Origin of the sequence: Mycolicibacterium monacense (assembly GCF_010731575.1) — a bacterium.
In the GTDB taxonomy this organism is placed as follows: Bacteria; Actinomycetota; Actinomycetes; order Mycobacteriales; family Mycobacteriaceae; genus Mycobacterium; species Mycobacterium monacense.
In genome coordinates, this window is the sequence record NZ_AP022617.1 from 4,908,962 (window position 1) to 4,930,852 (window position 21,891).

The 21,891-nt window shown below is 67.6% G+C and carries 21 protein-coding genes; 9 read left to right on the forward strand and 12 right to left on the reverse strand.

Annotated elements, in window-relative coordinates; all coding sequences use genetic code 11:
- Positions 1–43 precede the first annotated feature (43 nt).
- The 8 genes from G6N49_RS23450 to dnaA all read right to left on the reverse strand — a co-directional run bounded on the left by G6N49_RS23450 (position 44) and on the right by dnaA (position 11,660).
- A complete protein-coding gene (locus G6N49_RS23450; RefSeq protein WP_011557436.1) occupies positions 44–916 on the reverse strand; it encodes a DUF3566 domain-containing protein in 873 nt (290 codons plus the stop codon).
- Positions 917–933: 17 nt separating this feature from the next.
- Positions 934–3,444 carry a DNA gyrase subunit A gene (gyrA, locus tag G6N49_RS23455; protein ID WP_011854142.1) on the reverse strand — a complete coding sequence of 837 codons (2,511 nt, stop codon included), beginning with the start codon at positions 3,442–3,444 and terminating at the stop codon, positions 934–936.
- Positions 3,445–3,477: 33 nt separating this feature from the next.
- A complete protein-coding gene (gene gyrB, locus G6N49_RS23460; RefSeq protein WP_011557434.1) occupies positions 3,478–5,505 on the reverse strand; it encodes a DNA topoisomerase (ATP-hydrolyzing) subunit B in 2,028 nt (675 codons plus the stop codon).
- A gap of 220 nt (positions 5,506–5,725) precedes the next feature.
- On the reverse strand, positions 5,726–6,298 hold the full coding sequence (locus tag G6N49_RS23465; protein ID WP_011557433.1) for a DUF721 family protein: 573 nt from the start codon (positions 6,296–6,298) through the stop codon (positions 5,726–5,728).
- Positions 6,295–7,437: a DNA replication/repair protein RecF gene (recF, locus tag G6N49_RS23470; RefSeq protein WP_011854141.1), complete on the reverse strand. Its 1,143-nt coding sequence runs from the start codon at positions 7,435–7,437 to the stop codon at positions 6,295–6,297. Before recF ends, G6N49_RS23465 begins: the two co-directional genes overlap by 4 nt.
- Positions 7,438–7,489: 52 nt before the next feature.
- Positions 7,490–8,383 carry a phosphogluconate dehydrogenase (NAD(+)-dependent, decarboxylating) gene (gene gnd, locus G6N49_RS23475; protein WP_011854140.1) on the reverse strand — a complete coding sequence of 298 codons (894 nt, stop codon included), beginning with the start codon at positions 8,381–8,383 and terminating at the stop codon, positions 7,490–7,492.
- Between the two features lie 29 nt (positions 8,384–8,412).
- Positions 8,413–9,603, reverse strand: a complete 1,191-nt coding sequence (dnaN, locus tag G6N49_RS23480) for a DNA polymerase III subunit beta (protein ID WP_179967788.1) — start codon at positions 9,601–9,603, stop codon at positions 8,413–8,415.
- Positions 9,604–10,172: 569 nt separating this feature from the next.
- Positions 10,173–11,660 (reverse strand): chromosomal replication initiator protein DnaA, encoded by a 1,488-nt coding sequence (gene dnaA / locus G6N49_RS23485; RefSeq protein WP_011557429.1) that lies wholly within the window; start codon positions 11,658–11,660, stop codon positions 10,173–10,175.
- Positions 11,661–12,213: 553 nt separating this feature from the next.
- Here dnaA and rpmH point away from each other — a divergent pair.
- The 9 genes from rpmH (at position 12,214) to G6N49_RS23530 (ending at position 18,432) form a co-directional block, all read left to right on the forward strand.
- Positions 12,214–12,357, forward strand: coding sequence for a 50S ribosomal protein L34 (gene rpmH / locus G6N49_RS23490; RefSeq protein ID WP_005142265.1), 144 nt, complete (start codon positions 12,214–12,216; stop codon positions 12,355–12,357).
- 21 nt (positions 12,358–12,378) lie between these two features.
- Positions 12,379–12,735 (forward strand): ribonuclease P protein component, encoded by a 357-nt coding sequence (gene rnpA / locus G6N49_RS23495; RefSeq protein WP_011562782.1) that lies wholly within the window; start codon positions 12,379–12,381, stop codon positions 12,733–12,735.
- Between the two features lie 68 nt (positions 12,736–12,803).
- A complete protein-coding gene (gene yidD, locus G6N49_RS23500) occupies positions 12,804–13,058 on the forward strand; it encodes a membrane protein insertion efficiency factor YidD (protein WP_221221912.1) in 255 nt (84 codons plus the stop codon).
- Positions 13,051–14,154, forward strand: coding sequence for a membrane protein insertase YidC (gene yidC, locus G6N49_RS23505; RefSeq protein ID WP_011857613.1), 1,104 nt, complete (start codon positions 13,051–13,053; stop codon positions 14,152–14,154). The genes yidD and yidC overlap by 8 nt, the downstream gene beginning before the upstream one ends.
- 35 nt (positions 14,155–14,189) lie before the next feature.
- Positions 14,190–14,735: a Jag family protein gene (locus G6N49_RS23510; protein WP_011562779.1), complete on the forward strand. Its 546-nt coding sequence runs from the start codon at positions 14,190–14,192 to the stop codon at positions 14,733–14,735.
- 60 nt (positions 14,736–14,795) lie between these two features.
- Positions 14,796–15,473: a 16S rRNA (guanine(527)-N(7))-methyltransferase RsmG gene (gene rsmG, locus G6N49_RS23515; RefSeq protein ID WP_083045516.1), complete on the forward strand. Its 678-nt coding sequence runs from the start codon at positions 14,796–14,798 to the stop codon at positions 15,471–15,473.
- A gap of 2 nt (positions 15,474–15,475) precedes the next feature.
- Positions 15,476–16,477, forward strand: a complete 1,002-nt coding sequence (locus G6N49_RS23520; protein WP_011857611.1) for a ParA family protein — start codon at positions 15,476–15,478, stop codon at positions 16,475–16,477.
- 27 nt (positions 16,478–16,504) lie between these two features.
- Positions 16,505–17,497, forward strand: a complete 993-nt coding sequence (locus tag G6N49_RS23525; protein ID WP_011562776.1) for a ParB/RepB/Spo0J family partition protein — start codon at positions 16,505–16,507, stop codon at positions 17,495–17,497.
- Positions 17,498–17,682: 185 nt separating this feature from the next.
- A complete protein-coding gene (locus G6N49_RS23530) occupies positions 17,683–18,432 on the forward strand; it encodes a hypothetical protein (RefSeq protein WP_011562775.1) in 750 nt (249 codons plus the stop codon).
- A gap of 12 nt (positions 18,433–18,444) precedes the next feature.
- Here G6N49_RS23530 and G6N49_RS23535 read toward each other — a convergent pair whose 3' ends face one another.
- From G6N49_RS23535 to sigM, 4 genes are all read right to left on the reverse strand, one after another.
- Positions 18,445–19,641 carry an N-acetylmuramoyl-L-alanine amidase gene (locus tag G6N49_RS23535; RefSeq protein ID WP_011562774.1) on the reverse strand — a complete coding sequence of 399 codons (1,197 nt, stop codon included), beginning with the start codon at positions 19,639–19,641 and terminating at the stop codon, positions 18,445–18,447.
- A gap of 143 nt (positions 19,642–19,784) precedes the next feature.
- Complete coding sequence (gene trxA, locus G6N49_RS23540; RefSeq protein ID WP_011562773.1) at positions 19,785–20,114, reverse strand: thioredoxin; 330 nt, start codon at positions 20,112–20,114, stop codon at positions 19,785–19,787.
- Between the two features lie 34 nt (positions 20,115–20,148).
- The gene (gene trxB / locus G6N49_RS23545) at positions 20,149–21,120 is read right to left on the reverse strand and encodes a thioredoxin-disulfide reductase (protein ID WP_041309992.1); all 972 of its coding nucleotides are present in this window, start codon (positions 21,118–21,120) and stop codon (positions 20,149–20,151) included.
- A gap of 82 nt (positions 21,121–21,202) precedes the next feature.
- Positions 21,203–21,880, reverse strand: a complete 678-nt coding sequence (sigM, locus tag G6N49_RS23550; protein ID WP_011857610.1) for an RNA polymerase sigma factor SigM — start codon at positions 21,878–21,880, stop codon at positions 21,203–21,205.
- Positions 21,881–21,891: the final 11 nt, after the last annotated feature.

Consider the following 21,891-nt stretch of genomic DNA (forward strand, 5'->3'; position numbering starts at 1 on the left):
CAAATCCCTTCCCGGGGCATTTCGTTCCTGCCCGCCGGTATCCCTAGTCGCGGTCGGCCAGCGTGACCTCCACACCGCCCACGAGGTCGGTGGTGAGGTTGTAGATGAACGCGCCCGCGGTGGCCATCGCGGTGAGGATCACGATGTTCACCAGGCCGACGAGCGCGGCGCCGCCGAAGATGGTGCTGCTGGAGACCAGCTCACCGCCGCTGGACCCGCTCGCGCTGGTCAACAGGTCGCCGACGTTGCTGTTCAGCTTGCTCCAGACGCCCATCCCGCCGAGCACGAGGTACAGGAACGCCACCGCGATCATCCACACGAAGAACAGCGCCACCGACAGCACCAGCGACACCTTCAGTGCGCTCCACGGGTCGACGCGACGGATCTGCATGCTGGCGCGGACCGGACCGCGGGCGGGCCGCTGACCCACCTGCGTGCGGGCGGCCGGGCGAGCGGGAGCTTCCGTCGCCGGCCGGTCGGTCGCCGGCTTGCGCTGCGGTGGCCGCGGCACCGGACCGGAGAGGTCCGGCAGTTCGCTGGCGTACGCCTCGGGCCGGGGCGCCTCCGTGCGTTCGGGGGTGCGCACCGGGGCGGCGGGCGCCTTGGTCTCCTCGGTCGGTGCCGAACCGCTCACCGGGAACCGGCTCGTGTTCCGCGCCTCGGCGCCGGGGGCGTGGGTGGGCGAGCCGCCGCGGCTGGGCTCCTGCCGGGTGGGGGCGTCCTGTGCCCGTGACTGCGGTGGCCGATTCGGGCGGCCACGCTGCCAGGGCGGGACGTCCCCGCCTTCGGTGCCGACCCGACCAGCCGCGTTGGCCGGCGAACCGTTGTCGCGGCCCGCACCCGGGGCAGGGGAGCCGTTGCCGCCTCCTGGGCCGTCGCCCCCGCGCGGCAATCCCGGCTCGTTCGGTGCACTCACCTACGGCTCCTCACTGATCAGACCGCATCCGGGTCGGTGTTGACCTCGTCGGTGCTGTCGCCCGCCTCGGCGTTGCGCGCGATGGCAATCAGTGTGTCGCCCTCACCCAGGTTCATCAACCGAACGCCCTTCGTCTGTCGCCCGGCCTTGCGGACCTGGCGGGCAGCCGTCCGGATGACACCTCCACCCGAGGTGATCGCGTACAACTCCGTGTCGTCATCGACGATCAACGCCCCGACAAGATTGCCACGTCGGCGGTCGTACTGGATCGTCAGGATGCCCTTTCCGCCTCGACCCTGCGCGGTGTACTCCTCGATCGAGGTGCGCTTGGCGTAGCCACCGCTGGTCGCCACCAGCAGGTAGGTGTCCGGTCGCACCACGTTGAGGGACAGCAGTTCGTCGTCGGCGTTGAACCGCATGCCCTGCACACCGGAGGTCGCGCGGCCCATCGGCCGCAGCGCCTCGTCGGTGGCGGAGAACCGGATCGACTGGCCCTTGGCCGACACCAGCAGGAGGTCGTCCTCGGACGAGCAGAGCACGGCTCCGACCAGTTCGTCACCGTCGCGCAGGTTCACCGCGACGATGCCGCCGGACCGGTTGGAGTCGAAGTCGGTCAACCGCGACTTCTTCACCAGACCGTTGCGGGTGGCCAACACCAGATACGGCGCGTCCTCGTAGCTCTTGATCTGGATGACCTGCGCGATGCGCTCGTTGGGCTGGAAGGCCAGCAGGTTCGCGACGTGCTGACCGCGCGCCGTGCGGGACGCCTCCGGCAACTCGTAGGCCTTCGCCCGGTACACCCGGCCCTGGGTGGTGAAGAACAGGATCCAGTCGTGGGTGGAGCAGACGAAGAAGTGGTTGACGATGTCGTCCTGCTTGAGGCCGGCGCCCTGCACACCCTTGCCGCCGCGCTTCTGGCTGCGGTAGAGGTCGGTCTTGGTGCGTTTGGCGTATCCGGTCTCGGTGATCGTGACGACGACGTCCTCGCGGGCGATCAGATCCTCGTCGCTGACCTCGCCGTCGGCGGGCACGATGCGGGTCCGGCGGTCGTCGCCGTACTTGTCGGCGATCTCCTTGAGCTCGTCGCGCACGATCGCGCGTTGACGTTCCGGCTTGGCGAGGATGTCCTCGAGGTCGGCGATCTCAGCTTCGATCTTGGCCAGGTCGTCGACGATGCGCTGACGCTCCAGGGCGGCCAGGCGCCGCAGCTGCATGTCGAGGATCGCCTGGGCCTGGATCTCGTCGATGTCGAGCAGCTCGATCAGGCCGGCCCGCGCGATGTCGACGGTCTGCGACGCGCGGATCAACGCGATGACCTCGTCGAGGGCGTCGAGCGCCTTGACCAGACCGCGCAGGATGTGGGCCCGCTCGTTGGCCTTGCGCAGCCGGTACCGGGTGCGCCGCACGATCACGTCGAGCTGGTGTTCCACGTAGTAGCGGATCATCTGGTCGAGACGCAGCGTGCGGGGGACACCGTCGACGATCGACAGCATGTTGGCCCCGAAGCTGGTCTGCAGCTGGGTGTGCTTGTAGAGGTTGTTCAGCACCACCTTGGCCACGGCGTCGCGCTTGAGTTCGACGACGATGCGCAGGCCGACACGGTCACTGGACTGGTCCTCGATGTTCGAGATGCCGGCCAGCTTGCCGTCGCGGACCTGCTCGGCGATCGAGGTGATGAAGTTGTCGTGGTTGACCTGATACGGCAATTCGGTGATGACGATGCCGGTCCGCCCGCGGCTGTCCTCTTCGATCTCCACGACGCCGCGCATCTTCACCGAGCCGCGCCCGGTCTTGTACGTGTCCTCGATGCCCTGGCTGCCCACAATGAGTCCGTGGGTGGGGAAGTCCGGACCCTTCACGCGTTCCATCACCGCGGCGAGCGTCGTCTCCTCGTCGGCCTCGAAATTCTCCAGGCACCAGTAGACGGCGTCGGCCAGCTCGCGCAGGTTGTGCGGTGGGATGTTGGTCGCCATACCGACCGCGATCCCGCCCGAACCGTTGGCCAGCAGGTTCGGGAACCGGCTCGGCAGGACGGTCGGCTCCTGCACCCGGCCGTCGTAGTTCGGAATGAAATCGACTGTCTCCTCGTCGATTTCACGTAACATCTCCATCGCGAGGGGGGTCAGCCGCGCCTCGGTGTACCGCATCGCGGCCGGCGGATCGTTACCCGGCGAGCCGAAGTTGCCCTGCCCGTCGACCAACGGGTAGCGCAGCGACCACGGCTGCGCCATGCGGACCAGGGTGTCGTAGATCGAGGAGTCGCCGTGCGGGTGGTAGTTACCCATCGTCTCGGCAACGGAGCGTGCGGATTTCGCGTGTCCACGGTCCGGACGGAAGCCGGAGTCGAACATCGCGTAGAGCACGCGGCGGTGCACCGGCTTGAGGCCGTCACGCACCTCGGGCAGCGCACGCCCGACGATAACGCTCATCGCGTAGTCGATGTAGCTGCGCTGCATCTCCTGCTGGATGTCGACCGGTTCGATGCGGTCTCCGGCTTCGTCGCCAGGAGGCAACGTGGTATCAGTCATCGATGATTCCTAAGTATTTCGGTCGAACGTAGTCTAAACGTCAAGGAAGCGAACGTCTTTGGCGTTTCGGGTGATGAAGCTGCGGCGCGCCTCGACGTCCTCGCCCATCAGGATCGAGAACAGTTCGTCGGCAGCGGCCGCATCGTCGAGCGTGATCTGGCGCAGCACCCGCACCGACGGGTCCATCGTGGTCTCCCACAGTTCCTTGGCGTCCATCTCGCCCAGACCCTTGTAGCGCTGGATGCCGTCGTCGGCGTTGATCCGCTTGCCCGCGGCACGGCCGGCTTCGAGCAACCCGTCGCGCTCCCGGTCCGAATAGGCGAATTCCGGTGTGCTGCGCTGCCATTTGAGCTTGTACAGCGGCGGCTGCGCCAGGAACACGTGACCGTTCTCGATCAACGGTTTCATGAACCGGAACAGCAGTGTCAGCAGCAGCGTCGAGATGTGTTGGCCGTCGACGTCTGCGTCGGCCATCAGCACGATCTTGTGATACCGCAGCTTGCTGATGTCGAACTCGTCGTGGATACCCGTGCCCAGCGCGGTGATGATCGCCTGGACTTCGGTGTTCTTCAGCACGCGGTCGATGCGCGCCTTCTCGACGTTGATGATCTTGCCGCGCAACGGCAGGATCGCCTGGAACATCGAGTCGCGACCGCTCTTGGCCGAACCGCCGGCCGAGTCACCCTCCACCACATACAGTTCCGACTTGCTCGGATCGGTCGAACGGCAGTCGGCGAGCTTGCCCGGAAGACCGCCGATGTCGGTTGCGCTCTTGCGCCGCACCAACTCCCGGGCCTTGCGGGCGGCCAGCCGCGCCTGCGCCGACGAGACCGCCTTGTTCACAACGGTTTTCGCCTCGGCCGGATTGGCCTCGAACCAGTGGCTGAGCTGTTCGTTGCAGATCTTCTGCACGAACGACTTGACCTCGGTGTTGCCGAGTTTGGTCTTCGTCTGGCCTTCGAACTGCGGCTGGGACACCTTCACCGAGATGACGGCAGCGAGGCCCTCCCGGATGTCGTCGCCGGTGAGGTTCGGATCCTTGTCCTTGAGGAGCTTCTTGTCCTTGGCGTACTTGTTCACCACCGACGTCAGCGCCGTGCGGAACCCCTCTTCGTGGGTGCCGCCCTCGTGGGTGTTGATCGTGTTGGCGAACGTGTGCACCGACTCGGAGTAGCCGGCGTTCCACTGCATCGCGATCTCGACCTCGTGGCCCTCGCCCTTACCGTCGAAGTCGATGACGCTGGGCTGGATCGGGGTCTTCGTGCGGTTGATGTGCTTGACGAAGTCGACCAGACCGCCCGGGTAGTGGAAGACCCGGTGCTTGACCTTCTGCGGTTTTGCCGCCTCGGCCGACTTCTCCTCGGCGCTCTTGGGCGCTTCGGCATGATCGCTGACGACGTCGTCGACCACCTCTTCGGCGGTCACCCGCTCGTCGGTCAATTCGATGGTGAGGCCCTTGTTGAGGAACGCCATCTCCTGCAGACGCCGGGCGATCGTCTCGAAGTCGTAGCTGGTGGTCTCGAAGATGTCCGGATCGGCCCAGAAGCGGATGGTCGTGCCGGTCTTCTTCGTCTTCTCACCCTGCTTGAGGGTGCCCGGCACCGAACGGTCGTAGGTCTGAAACCACTCGTACCCGTCGGTGCGGATGTCGGCCTCGAGCCGGGTGGACAGCGCGTTGACCACCGACACACCCACACCGTGCAGACCGCCGGACACCTGGTAGGCGCCCTCTTCGAACTTGCCGCCGGCGTGCAGGACGGTCATCACGACGTCGACGGTGGGGATGCCGGTGGAGTGCATGGCGACCGGGATGCCACGACCGTCGTCGGTGACCTGGACGCCGCCGTTCTCGAGGATCCGCACCTCGACCTTGGTGGCGAAACCGGCCATCGCCTCGTCGACGGCGTTGTCGACGACTTCCCAGACCAGGTGGTGGAGACCGCGTTCGCCCGTCGAGCCGATGTACATGCCCGGTCGCTTGCGGACCGCTTCGAGCCCCTCGAGGACCTTGATCGAATCCGCGCCGTACTCGGCCGGAGCATTCTTCTTCTGGGCAGCCACGTTGGACGCGTCTCCTCGGGGTTCGCGGGCGAACGGTCGACGGACCGCCGCGTAGTTCCTGTCCAGTCTACCGGCAGATACCGTCAGGACCGACGCTGCGGCGGCGTTTTCACCTATCTATCCGCGCCGTGCGCGGAATTTCTCGAACTTCGGTGCGTCGGGACGCCGAAGGGACGGCCCCGGGAACCCCACGCGCCTCTGAGCGCACAGTTGTGAGGACTCATCCGTACGTATCGCGCGGGCCGCGGCCCGCGATGTGGTAACGGCCTTTCCGCCACGACGGCGCCGTCGGCCCGGTGATCTTCAGCGAGGTGACGACACCGTCGCCGACGGCCGCGGCGATCTTCGCCAGAAGCTGCGACTGCACCATCCGGAGTTGGGTGGCCCAGGCGGTCGATTCGGCGGCGACCGTCAGGACGCCCTCGCGCAACGAACTCGGGGTGGCGTGTTCGGCGATCTGTTCGCCGACCACCGTCGACCACTGTCCGAACACCGCACCCTCGGCGACCTTGGGGGACCAGCCCCGGGTACGGGCCAGATCCCGCGTCGCCGCACCGAGTGTCTGGGGGTCGCGGGAATCCGGACCAGGTCCCGACCAGCTGCGGCGCCGTCCCGTACCCGCCACCCGGCGGGCCGGCGAGGTCCGACCCCGGCCCACGTCCTTACCCTGGCTGCGCGCCGCCCCGCGGGCTTCTTCGAGGGTGCGCCGCACCAGATCCATGCCCTTGAGCTCGGACAGGTGCGCGGGGGGACCGATCGGGTCGCCGTCGCCATCCCGGTCGTCGTCGCTCATGACTCCACCATCGATACGCGCCCATCGTCGTCGTCCTGCATCCGGATCACGATCCGCCGCGCATCCCAGTCGGCGGGGATGTCCTCGGCGACCGCCGCGGTGACCAGCACCTGCTCCGCAGACGCTGCGACCTCGGCCAGGGCGCGCCGCCGGGCGGCGTCCAGTTCGGCGAACACGTCATCGAGCAGGAGGACCGGATCGCTGCCGTCGGTTCGCAACAGCTCATAGGCGGCCAACCGCAGCGACAACGCCATCGACCACGACTCCCCATGGCTGGCATAGCCTTTCGCCATCTGGTCACCGAGCCGCAACTCCAGGTCGTCCCGGTGCGGGCCGACCAGGCAGACCCCGCGTTCGAGTTCGGCGTCGCGCCGGCGGGTCATCGCGTCGAGCAGGGCGGCCTCGTAGTACTCGGCGCTGACATCGTCTTCGGCATCGATGCTGGTGCGGTACCGGATGGCCGCCGGCCGCGACCCCGGCGCCAGGAGTTGATAGGCCTTCTCGACCTCCGGCGCCAAGTGGTGCACGAGGTCGGCGCGCGCGGCCATCAACAACGCACCGTGCGCGGCGAGGTGCCCATCCCACACGTCGAGGGTCTCGAGAACGCTGCGGTCTCCGCGGTACCGGGCCCCCGCGGCGCTCTTCAACAGTGCGGTGCGCTGCCTGATGACCCGGTCGTAGTCGGCGCGTACGCCGGCGATGCTCGGGCGACGGGTGGTGGCGAGTTCGTCGAGATAGCGGCGGCGTTCGCCCGGGTCACCGCGTACCAGCGCCAAATCCTCGGGGGCGAACAGCACCGCACGCAACACCCCGAGCACTTCGCGGGGGCTGCGCACCGGTGAACGGTTGAGCCGCGCCTTGTTCGCCCGGCCGGTGGTGATCTCGAGGTCGACCGCCAACTCGCGACCTTCGTTCACCACGATGGTCGACACCACCGCGCGCGGTGCGCCGGCCCGGATGAGCGGGGCGTCCGAGGCCACTCGGTGTGAGCCGAGCGTTGCCGAATACCACAGCGCCTCAACGAGATTCGTCTTGCCGAAACCGTTGGGGCCGACGAAGACGGTACGGCCGGGCTCCAACTCCAGATCGGCGCGCGCCCAGGACCGGAAGTCGGTCAGCGTCAGATGCCGGACGAACAACTCACTGCTCCTCGCGTCCGCGGCATCTCATTGCACCTCGCAACCGCGGCATCTACCCCGACTTGCTGATCCTCTGGACGGCGTGCCCGCCGAACTGGTTCCGCAACGCCGAGACGGCCTTCATGGTGGGGGAGTCCTCCTGGCGCGATTCAAACCGCGCGAACAGCGATGCCGCGATGGACGGCACCGGCACGCGGAGGCGGATCGCCTCCTCGACCGTCCACCGGCCTTCGCCGGAATCCTCGGTGTAGCCGGAGATCTCGGCCAGGCCGGGATCCTCCCGGAGGGCCTTGGCGAGCAGCTGCTGCAGCCATGACCGGACCACCGTGCCGTTCGTCCAGGCCTGGTACACCGCCTGCGGATCGCGGATCAACTCCTCGGCGGCCAACAACTCATAACCCTCGCCGTAGGCGGTCATCAACGCGTACTCGACACCGTTGTGCACCATCTTGGCGAAATGACCCGCACCGACGGGTCCCGCGTGGACGAATCCGTCCGCCCGGTCACCCGGGGGGCGCAGGGTGTCGAAGATCGGCATGACCCGTTCGATGTCGGCGTCGTCGCCGCCGACCATCAGGCCATACCCCTCCGCCAGCCCCCAGACACCGCCGGACACGCCCGCGTCGATGAAGCCGATTCCCTTGGCTTTCAACAGCTCTGCGTGCGGAGCGTCCTCGGTGAAGCGGGAGTTGCCGCCGTCGATCACCAGGTCGCCCTCACCCAGCACCTCGGCGAGCGACACGATCGTGTCGTGCGTGACCGGACCGGACGGCACCATCACCCACACCACCCTGGGCGCGGCCAGCGCGTCGGCCAGCGCGGCGAGCGACGGGACGTCGGTCACCTCGGGCCGGGGATCGAAGCCGACGACTTCGTGTCCGCCTTCGCGAAGGCGTTCCCGCATGTTGAAGCCCATCTTGCCGAGCCCCACCAGACCCAGTTGCATGTCCGCCCCTCTTGGTTGCGTCGGTCCGGTCAGCCGGGAAGCCGTACCGGCATCAACAGGTAAACGTAATCGGTCTGCAGGGCCGGGAACGGGCCGGCGCCACCGCCGGTGTCCTCGTCGCCCGCCGGGCGGAGGACCGCGGGCCGGCTGGGCGTCGTGAAGCCGAACGTCACCCGCTCGGAATGCAGCGAGCCGAGGCCGTCGGTGAGATACGTCGGGTTGAAGGCGATGGTGAGCGGCTCACCGGAGAACGCGACGGCCAGGTCCTCCTCGGCGCGGCCGACGTCGTCGGCGCCGGCGGACAACCGCAACACGTCGTCGGCGAATTCCATCCGCACCTGGGCGCCGCGGTCGGCCACCAGCGCGACACGCTTGATCGCCTCGGTGAGTTCGGCGACGCCGATCGTCGCGACCGCGGTGTGCTCACTGGGCAGCAGTTGGCGGAACTTCGGGAATTCCGCGTCGAGCAGGCGGGTGGTGCTGCGCTTGCCCTCGCTGCGAATCCCCAGCAGGCCCTCTTTGCCGACCGCGGATCCGGCGCCCAGCGCCAGGTGCACATCGGTCCCGTCGGTGCCGGCCTTGGCCGCCTCGGCGAGGGTCTTGGCCGGTACCAGCACCGCGGCCTCGACGTCGGGCGAGCTCGTCGACCAGGTCAACTCGCGCACCGCCAGGCGGAACCGGTCGGTTGCCGCCAAAACCACACTCTCACCGGTGATCTCAACGCGGATGCCGGTGAGCATCGGCAGCGTGTCGTCGCGGCCGGCGGCCACCGCGACCTGGCCGATGGCTTCGGCGAACAGGTCGGCGCCGATCACCCCGGTCTCGTCGGGCAGCGTCGGCAGCGCGGGGTAGTCCTCGACGGCCATGGTCGGCAGCGAGAAGCGGGCGCTCCCGCAGGTCAGCGAGACGCGGGTGCCCTCGACGCTGACGTCGACGGGTTTGGCGGGCAGCGCCTTGGTGATATCGGACAACAGCCGTCCCGACACCAGAACGCTTCCCGGAGAAGCGATTTCGGCCGCGACACGCACCTCGGCCGAAACCTCGTAGTCGAATCCGGAGATCGTCAGCCCGTCGTCGTCGCCGGTGAGCAGCACGCCGGCCAGCACGGGGACGGTCGGACGGGTCGGCAGATTGCGGGCCACCCAGGCCACTGCGTCGGCGAAGTCCTCTCGCACCAGGCGGAACTTCAGGTCGGTGTGACCCGCCGTCGTCGGCACCACGTCCATAGCGTCCCTTCGCAATAACACCACAATGAGCTCTACCAGCGGTTTCACCGGCGTCTCGGAACGCGTCGCCCTGATGCGTCTCGACGACCGTAACGGCTGTCGATGAACCACCGTAGAGCTTTCCAGTCGAACTTGAAAGCTAATCGATCGGGCTGACATCGGGCGCACCTCGACGACGTCGGGTGCGGTGAGTGGGTGTGTCCCCAAAGCCTTTGTTCTTAGAAGAGAACTAGAGAGATATACAAGCAACAGTATTAGGGCCTGTGGAGATTGGGGATGAACGCCGTTCGGCCCAGCCTGACAGGCGTGTCGGCATGTGCGGCGGCTGTGGACGGACCGGCGGGCGGTACGCGCCGGCTGTGCACGACGGCGACGTTGTGTAACAAGAGCGGCTTGCTCCAGGGTTCGGTCACCAGGTTGTCCCCAGATTGTCCACAGGGTCGGTGAGTGACAGATGTGACAGCGGGTGCCCAAGTTTTTTGGATCCGCGGGCTTTCGACACGTGACAGAAGGCCGCCGGATGGACCCCGGCGGCCTGAAATCGGGAAAAAAAGGGACGACGTTCAGCGCTTGGCGCGCTGGCGGATCCGCGTGGTGAGTTCCTTGACGTGATCGAACACCTCGCGGCGTTCGGCCATCTCGCCGCGGATCTTCTTCTCCGCGTACATCACGGTCGTGTGGTCGCGGCCGAACGCCTGCCCGATCTTCGGCAGCGACAAGTCGGTGAGCTCGCGGCACAGGTACATCGCGATCTGGCGGGACTGCGCCAGCGCCCTGGTCTTACCCGGGCCGCGGAGCTCTTCGATCGTGGTCTCGAAGTACTCGGCGGTGGCGGCCATGATCGCCGCGGTCGAGATCTGCATGGTGCTGGCGTCGGAGATGAGATCCCGCAGCACGATCTCGGCGAGCGACTTGTCGATCGGGGTCTTGTTGAGCGAGGCGAACGCGGTGACCCGGATCAGCGCCCCTTCGAGCTCGCGGATGTTGCGCTCGATGCTGCTGGCGATGAGCTCGAGGACGTCGTCGGGAACGTCGAGCCGGTCCATCTGGGCCTTCTTGCGCAGAATCGCGATTCGGGTCTCGAGTTCGGGCGGCTGCACATCGGTGATCAGCCCCCATTCGAACCGCGTCCGCAGCCGATCCTCCAGTGTCGCCAGCTGTTTGGGCGGCCGGTCGGAGGAGATGACGATCTGCTTGTTCGCGTTGTGCAGCGTGTTGAAGGTGTGGAAGAACTCTTCCTGGATACCTTCCTTGCCCTCGATGAACTGGATGTCGTCGACCAGCAGCACGTCGATGTCGCGGTAACTGCGCTTGAACGACGCCTTGCGGTCGTCGCGCAGCGAGTTGATGAAGTCGTTGGTGAATTCCTCGGTGGAGACGTACTTCACGCGCATACCGGGGAAGAGGCGTTGGGCATAGTTACCGGCCGCATGCAGCAGATGGGTCTTGCCCAGACCGGACTCACCCCAGATGAACAACGGGTTGTACGCCCGGGCCGGCGCCTCGGCGATGGCCAGCGTCGCCGCGTGGGCGAACCGATTGGAGGCGCCGATGACGAACGTGTCGAACGTGTAGCGCCGGTTGAGGCTGACGGCGTTCGGATCTTCGGCGGCCGGGGTCTCGGGCGGGCGGCTGAAGTAGCGCGGCCAGGTCTCTTCGGCGCTGACCCGGGCTTCGGTGTCCTCGTCGACCTCGTCGATGTCGGCGATCACCGGGGACGGCGGCGGGTCGTCGTCCTCGGGGGAGGGGGTGGCGATCCGCACACCGAGTTCCACCCGTTGACCGAGGTGGCGGCTCAAGGCGGTGATGATCGGTTCGCGGAGGTGACGTTCGATCTCGTTCTGGACGAACGGTGTCGGAACCGACAGCAGGGCGAAACCCTCGGTGATCACGAGCGGCTTGACCAGTTTCAGCCAGGCTCGTTGCTGCGGGGTCAGGGTCGGCAGCGCACCGTCACCGTTGCGCGGTCCCGTGGCGGCCGGGTCACCGTTGAGTTCGGCGACGACGGTGTTCCAGACCGCGACAAAAGGTGGGTCGGGGTCGGCTGTCAACGACTGCTACCCCCTTGCGGTCTGTCCAGAGACGACCAGATCGAACGAAGACAGAACTGTCCACAAAGTTATCCACAACCTGTGGAGTAAGACAGTCGTCGTCGTTCTGTTGTCTACCGGTTGGGACGGTCCCGGGACGGGGCTCGGCACAGCGGACGGTGCGGCTGTGGGCTCGCGGCCGGTGGATCGTCCTCATTTCGTTGTCGGCGGCCGCCTCAGGTGCGAAACGGCATTGCCAGAAGCTAACAGTTTTCTCTCGTAGTGCCAACCGTTCGACAACATTGGGGCACTTCATCTTTCTGTCCGGCGGACAGCGGTGAAGAATGTGACGAATGTCAACGATCGGGCGCCTGATCGGCGAGGTTTGACCCGGGGAAATCTCGTCAGTACCCTCGAACAGTCGCCCGCACGTGGCGATACGGCTGCGATCCGAAAGACGGAGACCGCGCCGGCAAGCACGCAAGACGCACGAAGCTTAACAACGGCGACCGCGTCCACCCGCTGTGACAGGCGGATGGAATGCGGACGCCACACGTAACAAGGAGAGATTGCCGTGGCCAAGGGCAAGCGGACATTCCAGCCCAACAACCGCCGTCGCGCGCGGGTGCACGGGTTCCGGCTGCGGATGCGTACCCGTGCCGGCCGGGCGATCGTGACGGGCCGTCGTCGTAAGGGCCGCCGTTCCCTGACTGCGTGAGTCGACGCAGGATCTCACGCGGTGCTTCCGGCTCGGTACCGGATGACCCGGTCGACGGAGTTCAGTACCACAGTCAGTAAAGGGGTGCGCTCGGCGCAACCCGATCTCGTGCTGCACATGGCGAACGTCCTCGACGATCCGAGCGGTCCACGTGTCGGGTTGGTGGTGGCCAAATCGGTCGGTAACGCCGTCGTACGCCACCGGGTCTCCCGTCGACTGCGGCACAGTGTCCATCCGATGCTCGACGAACTGCAACCCGGTCACCGGCTGGTGATCCGTGCGCTGCCGGGTGCCGCGTCGGCGACGTCGGCCCGACTCCACCAGGAACTGTCCGCGGCGCTGCGCCGAGCCCGGCCGCGCGTCGAGGCGTCGGCGTGAATGCACCACGACGGGTGAGCATCTCGGCCGCGAAGGCCGTCATCTACGTCATCCAGCTCTACCGCCACATGATCTCTCCGCTTCGTTACCCGTCGTGCCGGTTCACCCCGACCTGTAGCCAGTACGCCGTGGACGCGCTCACCGAGTACGGACTGGTGCGCGGCGGATGGCTGTCGCTCGTGCGGCTGGCGAAGTGCGGCCCGTGGCATCGGGGAGGATGGGACCCGATCCCCGAACGGCCGGACGCGGCGAGCGCGCCGCCCGAAGACCGAAGCGGTGCAGACTTCACCGCCGACCCCGTCAGGAGCAAGTCGCGTGTTTAACTGGTTCAGCCTCGACATCATCTATTACCCGGTGTCGGCGATCATGTGGGTCTGGTACAAGGCGTTCGCCTTCCTCCTCGGCCCGGACAACTTCTTCGCCTGGGCGCTGTCGGTGATGTTCCTGGTGTTCACGCTGCGCGCGATCCTCTACAAGCCGTTCGTCCGGCAGATCCGCACCACGCGGCAGATGCAGGAACTGCAGCCCCAGATCAAGGCGCTGCAGAAGAAGTACGGCAAGGACCGCCAGCGGATGGCGCTGGAGATGCAGAAGCTGCAGAAGGAACACGGGTTCAACCCGATCCTCGGATGCCTGCCGATGCTGGCCCAGATCCCGGTGTTCCTGGGTCTTTACCACGTGCTGATGTCCTTCAACCGGACCCAGACCGGCATCGGCCGGCTGGGTCTGTCGGTGGAGGAGAACCGCAGCCTCCCGAACTATCTGTTCAGCGCGACCGACGTGGGCCACTTCCTCGACGCCAACCTGTTCGGGGCGCCGCTGGGCGCGACGATGATCCAGCAGCACGGCCTGGAGGCGTTCACCGAATTCAACCGCGTCGCGGTGGTGGTCGTCGGGGTCCCGATCATGCTGCTGGCGGGTATCGCGACGCACTTCAACAGCCGAGCCTCGGTGGCCCGCCAGACGCCGGAAGCGGCTGCAAACCCGCAGACCGCGTTGATGAACAAGCTTGCGCTGTACGTGTTCCCGCTCGGTGTGGTGGTCGGCGGTCCGTTCCTGCCGCTCGCGGTGATCATGTACTGGCTCGCCAACAACATCTGGACCTACGGTCAGCAGCACTACGTGTTCGGCAAGATCGAGAAGGAAGAAGAGGCCAAGAAGGTCGAGGCGTTGGAGCGCCGCGCCGCGAACGCCCCGGCGCCCGGCGCCAAGCCCAAGCGCACCCGTAAGGCTCAGGAGGGTGCCGACGCCGGCGCGGAAGCGGTCGACGGTTCGGTGACCGATGCCGCCGGAACCGACGAGGCGGCCGGTGGGCCCGCGGCGAAGGCGAGCGGGAACGGGGCGGCCAAACCGAGTGGCGGACAGGCCGTGAGCCGAACGCCCAAGCCGGGAGCCCGGCCCAAGAAACGCAAGCGTTGACCAGTCGGGGACTGGCGGAAGAGGGAGAGGCAGACATGACCGACGCTGATACGACCGAGCGGACCGAGGACGTCGAGACGCGGGACGCCGAGGAGATCACGGCCCCGGAGGACGACCTCGAGGACCGGTTGGTGGCCGAAGGCGAGATCGCCGGCGACTACCTGGAGGAGTTGCTCGACCTGTTGGACTTCGACGGTGACATCGATCTGGATGTCGAGGGCGACCGGGCGGTCGTGAGCATCGACGGCGGGACCGACCTGAACAAGTTGGTGGGCCGCAAGGGTGAGGTGCTCGACGCGCTGCAGGAGCTGACGCGCTTGGCGGTCCACCAGAAGACCGGCGAGCGTAGCCGGCTCATGCTCGACATCGCCCGCTGGCGCCGGCGCCGTCGCGACGAGCTGGCCGCGCTGGGGGACAAGGTCGCGCGCCGCGTCCTCGAAACCGGTGAGCGCGAAGAGCTCGCCCCGATGACGCCGTTCGAACGCAAGATCGTGCACGACGCCGTCGCGGCGGTCGCCGGTGTGCACAGCGAGAGTGAGGGCGTCGAGCCGTCGCGCCGCGTGGTCGTGCTCGCCGACTGACCGAGTTACATCCATGTAGTTCACCGCACCCGGTCCGCCGATAGGCAGGGGATGTTTCACGTGAAACACGTCGCGCCACCGCCCACCGCCGAGGCGGTCTTCGGTGACCGGCTCCCGCTGGCGCAGCGCTACGCCGAGTTCCTCGCCACCGCCGGCGTCGAGCGTGGGCTGATCGGCCCACGCGAGACGGACCGGATCTGGGATCGGCACATCCTCAACAGTGCTGCGCTCGGCGAGTTGGTGGAGTCGGGGGACCGGATCGCCGACATCGGGAGCGGTGCCGGGCTGCCCGGGATACCGTTGGCGCTGGCGCGGCCCGACGTCCACGTGACGCTGATCGAACCGATGCAGCGACGGTGCGAGTTCCTCACCGAGGTGGTCGACGCGCTCGGCGTCGCAGTGATCGTCGTTCGGGGTCGAGCGGAGGATCCGGCGGTGCGTCGTGAGGTGGGGGAGATGGACGTCGTGACATCGCGCGCGGTCGGCTCGCTCGACAAACTCGCGACCTGGAGCATGGGGATTCTTCGCGAGAGCGGTCGGATGTTGGCGCTGAAGGGCGCCCGCGCCGAGGCGGAGATCGAGGAGAACCGGCGTGTGCTGGCGCGGGCCGGCGCGGTCGATGTCAGGGTATTGAGGTGTGGCGCGGACTATTTGAACCCGCCCGCCACCGTGGTCGAGGCGCGGCGCGCGACGCCGTCGAACGGCCGCGGGCGGCCGGGGCGATCGAGCAGGAGATGAGCATGGCTGAGGGTCCCGAGGGGTCGCGGGGAGCGCGGGGCGCTGCACGTGTTTCACGTGAAACATGGCCGGTGTCGCCGAAGGATGCGCCGGCCGTGGCCGGGCAGGACTGGCAGAACGATGCCGTGATCGACACCCCGATCGGAGCCGAGGCGGAGCGGGCGGTGCGGCTGCTGCACTCGGCGTCCCGCGGCGGACTGCCGCGCCCCGCACGCCAGCGGGTGTTCACCATCGCCAATCAGAAGGGCGGGGTGGGGAAGACGACGACCGCCGTCAACATCGCCGCCGCACTCGCGCTGCAGGGGTTGAAGGTTCTGGTCATCGACCTCGATCCGCAGGGCAATGCGAGTACGGCGCTCGGGATCGAGCACCGGCCAGGCACCGCATCCTCGTACGAGGTGTTGATCGGGGACATCCCGGTCCAGGAGGCGCTCCAGCGAAGCCCGCACAGCGAGCGGTTGTACTGCGTGCCGGCGACCATCGACCTCGCGGGCGCGGAGATCGAACTCGTCAGCATGGTCGCCCGGGAGGGCCGGCTGCGGACCGCCCTGGCCGAGCTGAAGCAGTACGACTTCGACTACGTCTTCATCGACTGCCCACCGTCGCTGGGACTCCTCACCATCAATGCCTTGGTGGCTGCACCGGAGGTGCTGATCCCGATCCAGTGCGAGTACTACGCCCTCGAAGGCGTCGGCCAGTTGCTCCGCAACATCGAGATGGTGAAGTCACACCTGAACCCGGAACTGACCGTCTCCACCGTCATCCTCACGATGTACGACGGTCGGACGCGATTGGCCGATCAGGTGGCCCAGGATGTGCGCGCGCACTTCGGCGACAAGGTCCTGCGCACCGTCATCCCGCGCAGTGTGAAGGTGTCGGAGGCGCCGGGCTACGGCATGACGATCCTCGACTACGACCCCGGATCCCGGGGTGCGATGAGCTACCTCGACGCCAGCCGTGAGTTGGCGGAGCGGGGTGCCCCCCATGACGGCGCCTCACGATGACCGTCTGTGCGCGAAGGAGAGAAGGACATGACGCAGCCCACTCGTAAGCGCAGCGGCCTCGGCCGCGGCCTGGCCTCGCTCATCCCGACCGGACCGACCGAGGACGGCAGCCAAGCCGCGCTGGGTGGACCGCGGATGGGTAACGCCGCGGCCGATGTGGTCATCGGTGGCGGTCCGGTGGCGGCACCGCCCGCCCCGGAACTCGGCGCCGTCTACCGGGAGATCGATCCGTCGGCGATCGAGCCGAACCCGCGTCAGCCCCGGCAGGTCTTCGACGGCGAGGCGCTCGCCGAACTCGTGCACTCGATTCGCGAGTTCGGACTCATGCAGCCGATCGTAGTCCGCGCGCTCGAACCAGGTGACGCCGGTCCGCGCTACCAACTCGTCATGGGGGAGCGGAGGTGGCGTGCCGCACAGGAGGCCGGACTCGCGACCATCCCGGCGATCGTGCGCGAGACCGCCGACGACAGCATGCTGCGCGACGCCCTGCTGGAGAACATCCACCGGGTTCAGCTCAACCCGCTCGAGGAGGCGGCCGCCTATCAGCAGCTGCTCGACGAGTTCGGCGTCACCCACGACGAACTGGCCGCGCGGATCGGTCGCTCGCGGCCGGTGATCACGAACATGATCCGACTGCTGCGCCTGCCGATCGCGGTCCAGCGTCGCGTCGCCGCCGGGGTGCTCTCCGCCGGGCACGCCCGCGCGCTGCTCGCCCTCGAGGGCGGACCCGAACGCCAGGAGGAGCTCGCCGCCCGCATCGTCGCCGAAGGGCTGTCGGTGCGCGCGACCGAGGAGGCGGTCACGCTGGCGAATCACAGCGGTCCGGCCGCCCCGCCGGCGCCGCGGCGCAAGCCGATCCAGATGCCCGGCCTGCAGGATGTCGCCGAACAGCTGTCGACGGCGTTCGACACCCGGGTCACGGTGAGCCTAGGCAAACGCAAAGGCAAGATCGTCGTCGAATTCGGCTCGGTCGACGATCTTCAACGAATTGTCGAGTTGATGAACTCGACGAAGCCCTGACCAAGGACACGGGGGCATTACGTCACTGTGACACCACGACCTTCGACGGACCGATCGCTCACCCCGGCTGAGCGCAGATCATCTGCCCGGCAACACTTTTCACCTGGCGCCACCGCGCTGCCTATCCTGGAGCCCGAACCGCGGCCGTCCGCAGCGTCCGCGGCGCACGAGAACCGGGGAGCCTAGTGCCGACACGTATCACGCCCTTGCGTTTGGAAGCTTTCGAGCAGCTTCCCAAGCATGCGCGGCGCTGTGTCTTCTGGGAGGTCGACCCTTCGACGCTGGGACGCGAGGACCATCTGTCCGACCCGGAGTTCGAGAAGGAAGCCTGGCTGTCGATGGTCATGCTCGAGTGGGGGTCATGCGGCCAGGTCGCCGTGCGCTGTCCGGAGGCGATGAGCGACGAGGCCGCCGCGACCGATCCGTCGGCGGAGGAACCGTGTGTGGGGTACGCGTTCTACGCACCGCCGCGGGCGGTTCCCCGCGCACGGCTGTTTCCGACCGGACCGGTCAGCGCGGACGCGGTGCTTCTGACGACGGTGGGGGTGGAGCAGGGCGATGACACCACCGGACTGCCCCACACGCTGCTGACCTCCGTCGTCGGAGATCTGGTGCGCCGCGGTGTCCGCGCCCTCGAGGCGTTCGGCCGTACCGAGGCGGCCGCCGAACTCATCGACCCGCGACTGGTCCCCGATGAGCTCACCCCGGTGGTCGAGGCGCTCGGCGACTGTTCGGTGCATCAGTGCATGCTGGACGCGGACTTCCTGGAACAGGTGGGCTTCACCGTCGTCTCGCCGCACCGGTACTTCCCCCGGCTGCGTCTGGAACTCGAGCAGGGCCTTGGATGGAAGGCCGATGTCGAAGCGGCGCTGGAGCGGCTTCTGGAGTCGGCCCAACTGCAGCAGCCCGTCGGGGCGGGCAGCGGCCGCTGTTAGCGACCGAACCGGTCAGTTCGAGCTGAGCCGGCCGGCCTGTTCGACGGACAGTTCGTGCGCCAGCAGTTCGGCGAAGGTGAATGTCCCTGTGGGGCGGTCGTTCTTACCGAGCAGATAGAGCCGCTTGACCGCGGCGAGGATACCTTCGGCGATCGCGTCCCGATTGTGGTTGGACACCAACAGCTCCCGGTCACGGGGGTTGGTGATGTAGCCGACATCGACCTGCACCGTGGGCATCCGGGTCAGACGCAGCAGATCCCAGGTCCGGCCGTGGGTGCGGCAGTCCCGTAATCCGGTGCGGGCGACGACCTCTCGCTGGATGAAGTCGGCGAGATTGCGTCCGATGGTGGAGACCGACCCGTGTGAGTTGCCGAAGTGGAACGACGCGACGCCGTTCGCGGCCGGGGTGGGCTGTGCGGCGCAGCGCAGGCTGATCATCAGGTCCGCGCCGACGGTGTTGGCAGTCGCGGCGCGTTCGGCGTCGGAGGGGCTGCGGTTGGCCGGGCGGGACAGGAACGTGTCCATCCCGATCGCGGTCATCCGGCCCTCGAGGCGACTTGCCAAGTCCCACAGGATGTCTGCTTCGCTGATCGGACCCTGGGGCCCGTTCATGATGAGGCCGTGGTCGCTGCCGCCGCGGCCCGGATCGATGATGACCCGCTTGCCCGACAGTCGCGGACCGGAGCGGCGGACGAGCTCCTCCTCCCGGATCGCGTGCGGCGAACCGCCGGTCACGCGTGACCCGAGGAAGTACAGCGAGCGCAGGGTCTCCGGACCGCAGATGCCGTCGGGATAGAGCCCGTACTCGCGTTGGTAGGAGGTGAGCCCGTGATGGGTCTGCAGCCCGAAGTGCCCGTCGACCAGACCGGTGTAGAACCCGAGATCCTGCAGGCGCGCCTGCAGTGTCGCGACATCGTCGCCGTACATCGGGGCGCCGAACTGATGCATCAACGTACGTGCGCCGAGGCGGTAGGACGCCTCTTTCAGCGCCCGGTACGTGGCCTCACCGACGATGCCGTCGACCAGGAGCCCGCGGTGCTGCTGGAAGGCGCGGACCGCCTGGTCGAGATGGTCGTCGAACAGGTCTGCGACGACATGTCTTCCGGTGGTGAGGTCGTCGTCGGGGCTGTCCAGCAGGCCCAGAGCGGAGAGCGCTGCGCGGATCTCGGTGACCGCGGCTCCGCGATCACCGTGACGCAGACTCGACATACTCGCCCCTTCGGCAGGCCCTCGTTATGGCTGTCAGTACCCCTGCGGCATCGACATATGCACGACAGGCCCGAAAGGCATTGTCTCAGAAGTTCCGGTCAATCCGGAAAACGCCAGGCGAACCGGAATCAGGCCGTGATCCGTCAGAGCAGGTCGGTGAGTTCCCGCAGCAGTGCGGCTTTGCCCTTCGCACCGACGATCCGCTTGACCGGTTCACCGTCCTTGAACAGGATCATCGTCGGGATCGAGACGACCTGGAAGTCGCGTGCGGTGGTCGGATTCGCGTCGACGTCGAGTTTGGCGACGGTCAGCGCGCCGGCCTTCTCGCTGGCGATCTCCTCGAGGACCGGGGCGACCATCTTGCACGGCCCGCACCAGGTGGCCCAGAAGTCGACCAGGACGGGCGTGCTGCTGGTCAGCACGTCCTCGGAGAACGAGTCGTCGGTGACGGTGACGGTGGCGCTGTCGGCCATGTGTGCTCCTCGGGATAGGGGTGTGTCAGATGTCTCAGATCGGGGCCGAGATCTCTTGATCGCTTGGTGCGACGCCGATTTCGGCCAGCCAGCGCTCGGCGTCGATGGCGGCCGAACAACCGCTGCCCGCGGCGGTGATCGCCTGCCGGTAGGTGCGGTCCACGAGATCGCCTGCGGCGAAGACACCTTCGACGGAGGTGTTGGTGGTGCGACCCTCGACCAGGACGTAGCCGTCCTCGTCGACGTCGACCTGACCACGCACGATGTCCGAGCGCGGCACGTGCCCGATCGCGACGAACACACCGGTCACCGCGAGCTTCGACTCCTCACCGGTCACGGTGTCGCGCAAGCGGATTCCGGTCACCTTGGGATCGCCCTCGATCTCGGTGACCGCGGTGTTGGTCATGAACGTGATCTTCTCGTTGGCGCGGGCGCGGTCGAGCATGATGCGCGAGGCGCGGAACTCCTCGCGGCGGTGGATCACCGTCACGCTGCGCGCGAAGCGGGTGAGGAACGTCGCCTCCTCCATCGCCGAGTCGCCGCCGCCGATGACCGCGATGTCCTGATCGCGGAAGAAGAAGCCGTCGCAGGTCGCGCAGGTGCTCACGCCCATGCCGAGCAGCGCGTCCTCGCCGGGGACGCCGAGGTGGCGTGCGGCGGCACCCATCGCGAGGATGACCGCCCGGGCCCGATGGGTCTCGTCGCCCACGGTGACCGTCTTGACGGGGCCGTCGAGGGAGACCTCGTCGACGTCCTCCATCCGCAGGTCGGCGCCGAAGCGCAGCGCCTGCTCGCGCATCTCGTCCATCAGTTCGGGTCCGGTGATGCCGTTGCGGAAGCCGGGGTAGTTCTCCACCTCGGTCGTGGTCATGAGCGCGCCGCCGAACTGGCTGCCCTCGAATACGAGCGGCTTGAGCTGTGCGCGCGCGGCGTACACGGCGGCCGTGTATCCGGCCGGGCCGGAGCCGATGATGATCACATCGTGAACCGTCGATGAGCTGGTCATGTGAGCCTTTCTGCCGTTTCGCACCGGCACGGGTACAACACCAGCCTAGGTCCGGGTGTTCCCGACTGCCTGGAGGGTCACGCTACGGCCGGTCGACCGGTGTCCCGCCACCCGCGTGACGCACGGCGCGCTCGATAGTGGGACGGCGGCGGCTACGGGCCGACCGCGGCACCGGGTGGCAGCCGCGGCCGGCGGGCGGCGGCGATGCCGTCTCCGTCTCGTCGAGACCGCGCAATGTCTCGGCCAGTTTCGCCCGGCCCCGGCTGCACCGACTCTTGACCGTGCCTTCCGCGACGCCCAGCATCCGGGCGGTTTCGGCGACCGAGTACCCCTGCATGTCGACGGCGACGACCGCGGCGCGTTGTTCGACCGGCAACCGCAGCAGGGCCCGTTCGATGACGATCGCGGTGTCCACCCTGGCCGTCGGGTCGCCGGCCGATCCGACGTCGTCGACGAGCGTGCTGGTGGCGTGTGTGCGGTTGGTGCGCAGCCGGTCCAGGCACGCGTTGACGACGATGCGGTACAGCCAGCTGCTCACCGCGGAGTCGAAGCGGAAGCTCGCGGCCTTGCGGTGCGCCGAGAGCATCGCCTCCTGCAGCGCGTCGGCGGCGTCCTCGCGGTTGCTGCTGGTGATCCGCGCGAGCCGCTCGAGCTGGCGCTGGTGGCGGACGAACAACTCCGCGAACGCGTAGCGGTCACCCGCGACATGATCGGCCAGCAGCTGGGCGTCGGACCGGCCGACGGCGTCGAAGCTCACCACAGCCGAACCCT

Excerpts from the sequence above, each read along its gene's own strand:
- G6N49_RS23535 (WP_011562774.1), bottom strand. The coding sequence starts at position 19,641 with ATGTCGAGTCTGCGTCACGGTGATCGCGGAGCCGCGGTCACCGAGATC.
- gnd (WP_011854140.1), bottom strand. The coding sequence starts at position 8,383 with ATGCAACTGGGTCTGGTGGGGCTCGGCAAGATGGGCTTCAACATGCGG.
- yidD (WP_221221912.1), top strand. The coding sequence starts at position 12,804 with ATGATCTCTCCGCTTCGTTACCCGTCGTGCCGGTTCACCCCGACCTGT.
- G6N49_RS23510 (WP_011562779.1), top strand. The coding sequence starts at position 14,190 with ATGACCGACGCTGATACGACCGAGCGGACCGAGGACGTCGAGACGCGG.
- gyrA (WP_011854142.1), bottom strand. The coding sequence starts at position 3,444 with ATGACTGATACCACGTTGCCTCCTGGCGACGAAGCCGGAGACCGCATC.
- G6N49_RS23465 (WP_011557433.1), bottom strand. The coding sequence starts at position 6,298 with ATGAGCGACGACGACCGGGATGGCGACGGCGACCCGATCGGTCCCCCC.
- trxA (WP_011562773.1), bottom strand. The coding sequence starts at position 20,114 with ATGGCCGACAGCGCCACCGTCACCGTCACCGACGACTCGTTCTCCGAG.
- G6N49_RS23525 (WP_011562776.1), top strand. The coding sequence starts at position 16,505 with ATGACGCAGCCCACTCGTAAGCGCAGCGGCCTCGGCCGCGGCCTGGCC.
- G6N49_RS23520 (WP_011857611.1), top strand. The coding sequence starts at position 15,476 with ATGGCTGAGGGTCCCGAGGGGTCGCGGGGAGCGCGGGGCGCTGCACGT.
- trxB (WP_041309992.1), bottom strand. The coding sequence starts at position 21,120 with ATGACCAGCTCATCGACGGTTCACGATGTGATCATCATCGGCTCCGGC.